The 3,881-nt window shown below is 58.2% G+C and carries 5 protein-coding genes; 4 read left to right on the top strand and 1 reads right to left on the bottom strand.

Translation table 11 applies throughout. From position 1 onward, the window contains the following. Both egtD and A3730_RS18035 read left to right on the top strand, forming a co-directional pair. Positions 1–737 (top strand): L-histidine N(alpha)-methyltransferase (egtD, locus tag A3730_RS18040; RefSeq protein ID WP_063538609.1); only part of this gene is annotated, 737 nt, incomplete at its 5' end. Positions 738–881: 144 nt separating this feature from the next. Beyond that, positions 882–1,406: a thioesterase family protein gene (locus A3730_RS18035; RefSeq protein ID WP_063520971.1), complete on the top strand. Its 525-nt coding sequence runs from the start codon at positions 882–884 to the stop codon at positions 1,404–1,406. A 163-nt stretch (positions 1,407–1,569) separates the two neighbouring features. Here A3730_RS18035 and A3730_RS18030 read toward each other — a convergent pair whose 3' ends face one another. Then, positions 1,570–2,100 carry a DUF2846 domain-containing protein gene (locus A3730_RS18030; RefSeq protein WP_063520972.1) on the bottom strand — a complete coding sequence of 177 codons (531 nt, stop codon included), beginning with the start codon at positions 2,098–2,100 and terminating at the stop codon, positions 1,570–1,572. Between the two features lie 305 nt (positions 2,101–2,405). Between A3730_RS18030 and A3730_RS18025 the strand changes: the two genes are divergently transcribed. Both A3730_RS18025 and A3730_RS18020 read left to right on the top strand, forming a co-directional pair. Further along, positions 2,406–2,906, top strand: coding sequence for a DUF1289 domain-containing protein (locus A3730_RS18025; RefSeq protein ID WP_063520973.1), 501 nt, complete (start codon positions 2,406–2,408; stop codon positions 2,904–2,906). A gap of 236 nt (positions 2,907–3,142) precedes the next feature. Continuing rightward, complete coding sequence (locus A3730_RS18020; protein ID WP_063520974.1) at positions 3,143–3,751, top strand: TetR/AcrR family transcriptional regulator; 609 nt, start codon at positions 3,143–3,145, stop codon at positions 3,749–3,751. Positions 3,752–3,881 lie beyond the last annotated feature (130 nt).

Below are 3,881 nucleotides of genomic sequence, written 5' to 3'. Positions count from 1 at the left end.
AGGCACGGCTCAACCAACCGCAAACCATTGCCGAACCCGGTGCCGGTAGCTGTGAAAAAGTGCGCCTGCTGCTGGATGCCTGGCAGCCCCGTCACTACATGCCACTGGAAATTTCCCGTGAGTGCCTGCTTGGCGCCTCTCGCCAACTGGCCCAGGATTTTCCCGACGTGCACATCAGCGCCGTGTGCGCCGATTACTGCCAGGCGATGGCCATGCCACAAGCCTTGGCACAACCGGGGCGGGTGGTGTTTTTTCCCGGCTCCACCATTGGCAATTTTGAACCGGCCGCCCGCAGCGAATTTCTCAAGGGGCTACGCAAACTGGCCGGCCCCGGCGGCGCCCTGCTGATCGGCGCGGATTTACAAAAGGCCGATACACAGCTGAATGCTGCCTACAACGATGCCCAGGGGCTTACTGCGGCCTTCAACCTGAACGCCCTGCATCACCTGAACCGGGAACTGAACTGCCAGTTCGACACGGACAACATGCGCCATGTGGCGTTCTATAACCGCGCACAGCAACGCATTGAGATGCACCTGGAGTGCCTGTGCGATCAGGACATCCAGCTGGGAGAACGCAGCCTGACCCTGAAAAGCGGTACCCGTATCCATACCGAGAATTCCTACAAATTCACCGTAGAAAGCTTCAGTGCCGAACTGGTCGCCGCCGGTTTCACCCCGCTAAGCTGCTGGACGGACCCACAAAGCCTGTTCAGCCTGCACCTGGCCCAGGCATAACGGGAACGTAAAAGCTGTGCCCCCCGATTGCGCAAATAGTGTGAACCGGTTCCAGTGCCGTTATACTGAGCGGCGTTTTTCTGTCCATACTTGCCAACGATAATAAATGGGGCTGCGGTGATAACCGTGGCATAGGGAGATCGGATGCTTGAACTGATCAGCGCAGCGCGCCGGCGTAAACGCCCGCCTACGCACCAGTTGTTTGATGTGGTCACCATGGAATTCCGGGTGGGCCTGCTGGATATCGACCTGAACATGCATCTGAACAACGCCAAATACCTTAAGTTCATGGACCGTAGCCGGCTGGAACATGCCGTGGTCACCGGCTTGCTCAACCGCATGCTCGAAGCCCGCTGCAACGGTGTCGTGGCCAATACCGAAATTGCCTATATCCGTGAACTGCGCCCCTATCAGCAATTTCAGGTGCATACCCGGATCCTCGGCTGGGACGACAAATACGTGTACTACGACCAGCGTTTTGAATCCCAGCGCAAACTGCACACCCACGCCCTGCTGCGCGTTGCCAATGTCTACGGTGGCAAATCGGTGAGCCCACAGACGGTGCAGGAAATGACCGGCATGAACCTGACCTCCCCCGCCTTGCCGGAATATGTGGAGCAATGGAAGCGGTTGCTGCAGACCAAGCGGCGGTTGACGGAAAGCGACTAGCGACCTGGCTACGAGCTACGAGCTACGAGCTACGAGCTACGAGCTACGAGCAGCAAGATAGCCCAAGATACGAATAAAACAACCGCCCAACAGTAAAAAGCCCCGAACGTTCGGGGCTTTTTACTGTTCACCTAGCCACTAGAAGCTCGCAGCTCATAGCTGCTTATTCCGTCGAATAGGTATAAAACGGCGCCCAGCGCTTCTCTTTCACGCCACTGCCACCGTAATACACCCCCGGCTCATCCAGCCGCAGATCGGCGATTTCCCGCAGCGCCAGCGCGCGGGGCACCTGTTGCAGTGGCCCGGCCTGCTGGTAGTCTTCCGGGTTGGCAACCAGCTCTTCCATATCCAACGGACGGGTTTCCGAATAGCGGAAGAAGTATTCCTGCCCACCATCCACCTTCAATGGCATCTCAAACACCATCTTCAGATACAACACACTGAGCGGGCGGCGAGCATAGAAATCGTGGGTGCCCGCGGGCAGTTCCAGCCATTCATAGGCACCGGCCTTCAGGCCGAACAATTGAGAAGAGTCCATGAAGAATACCGGCGCCTGGACTTCTTCGTAGCCCCAGCGGGTAATCGGACGGTAGATGTAGACCATGGCATTACGTGGATCGAGCGTATCCATGGGGGCAAAGGTTTTTCCCTTTGGCGCATCCAGGAACGCCCCGGGGGTGGAAGGAATCCCCATTCCCACTCCAGAACAACCCGAAATAACCCAAAGGCAAGCCGCCAGCAGCACAGCCAATCGCATTATTATTCTCCAGCGTTGCCATATCCGGTGCTCCCGGATCGGCCCTGTTTATTATTGCGTGCAATATAAAAGCATTTTGATGGCCCAACTATGGCCGATTTACCCGCATTGCTCAAGCGCGAGAGGCCCGGCATGCCGGCTCTGGGGCCCGCCACATACGGCGTGGCGGGCAAGCGCTCAATTTACCGGCAACCGACCAGCGCCGCTCTCCCAGAGCCGGGGTTTTCTGTTAGGATTTCGCCATGGCAGTAAATCGAATCCACACCCCCTGTATTGGCGTCTGTTCCACCGTTTTCGGTGACACGGTTTGCCGTGGCTGTCGCCGTTTCAGCCACGAGGTGGTGCACTGGAATGGCTATACCAACGAGGAAAAGACCATCGTCTGGCGGCGCTTGAACCTGCTGCTGTGTCAGGTGGTGGACAACTACTTTGTGGTAGCGGACGCCGACCGCCTGGCCGCCGAGCTCGATTTCCAGAACCTGCGCTATCAGACCCAGCTGTCCCCCCAGGGCTGGGTACCAGAGTTGCTCAAGGCCGCGGGTTCCAAGATGATTCCCTACGACCACTTTGGTCTGCACGCCCTCCCCCCCACCGAAGCCATGACCCCGCGCCAGCTGTACGACCAGATCAGCGCGGAATGCCACGCCCTGTCCCAGGCGCACTACGACCGTTCCTACGCCCGCCCGGTGACTCTGGTAGCAGAACTCACCGAGCACGCCGCCCGGGAGAAGGGGTTGATCTAGCTTCTAGCTTCTAGCTTCTAGCTTCTAGTACATGATCGCCAAGGCATTCGTTGGAGCAACAACGAAACGCAAAAAAGCGCCAACACCTGAAGGATCATTGTTTTAACTCGCCGCTAGAAGCTCGCCACTTGCTCCTGTCATTTGTCCCCATCTGACCGAAACAGCCCTTCACCAATACACCATTCACTGGCACAGTTGCGGAATGATCATTCATTCACTTTCTGTGCGAGCTTGATATGGCCAATGCTTCCCCCGCCAGCGCCCCAGGCAAAGAGTCCGGTAAGCGGGAACAGATTATCCGTGCGGCACTGAGCGTGTTTGCCAAGCACGGCCTGCACGGCACGCCGGTGCCCCCCATCGCCACGGAAGCCGAGGTGGGCGTCGGCACGCTATATCGCTACTTCGACAACAAAGAATCCTTGATCAATGCGGTATTCCAGGACAGCAAACAGCGGCTGCAGGACCGTCTGCTCACGGATCTGGACTTGATGCATCCCTCCCGCGCCCTGTTCGACACCCTCTGGGCGCGGCTCACCGCCTTTGCCCGGGATGAACCGGACGCCTTCCAGTTTCTGGAAATGCAGGATCACCACAGCTACCTCACCGAAGAAAGCCGCCGCCGCGAACAGGCCTTGCTCATCCCGCTGGGAATGATGGTGATCATCGGCCAGCGCACCGGCCTGCTCGGCAATCACATGAAACCCGACCTGGCCATCGCCCTGTTCTGGGGCGCCTTTGTTGGCATATTCAAAGCCGAACGGCTGGGCTACCTGACACTCAGCGATGATGACCTTAAACAGGCAAGAGACGCCTGCTGGCTCGCCATTGCCAATCACGATCACTAGGAAACGATAGCCATGACCCCAACCCATATCCTGATTACCGGCGGTGCCGGCGCTATTGGCGGCCAGCTTGCCGGCCAGTTTCGACAACACCACCCCGAGGCCCGCATCACCCTGGTCGATTTGAATGCCG

This window comes from Alcanivorax sp. HI0044 (assembly GCF_001634945.1).
The sequence above is the reverse complement of the archived record's forward strand: the minus strand, read 5'-3'. Positions and strand labels throughout refer to the sequence as shown.